The following is a 222-nucleotide window of genomic DNA, read 5'->3' as shown; positions in this document are numbered from 1 at the left end:
AATCCGGTGCAGCTGTATTGAACTCGATTACGACTGTATGTTCATCCTCTGCCGTCGCTCCGACAAGGTACTTGCCAATATCGTTTGTCGCATTTAATCCTACCCACAGCTCGTTGCAGTCATATACAACATCCTCTGCTTCCAGCAAAGTTCCGTCCGTCATCGTTACATCATCACGAAGTTTGAATCTGCAATGTGTGTCATCGATCCATTCCCACTCTG

Annotated in this window: 1 protein-coding gene; it reads right to left on the bottom strand. The window is 46.8% G+C overall.

The annotated features are described in order from the left end of the window. Window positions 1-222 (bottom strand): ABC transporter substrate-binding protein (locus HJV72_RS19155; protein WP_243765712.1); only part of this gene is annotated, 222 nt, incomplete at both ends.

Source organism: Extibacter sp. GGCC_0201, from assembly GCF_017566055.1.
Lineage (GTDB): Bacteria > Bacillota > Clostridia > Lachnospirales > Lachnospiraceae > Extibacter.
The sequence above is the reverse complement of the archived record's forward strand: the minus strand, read 5'-3'. Positions and strand labels throughout refer to the sequence as shown.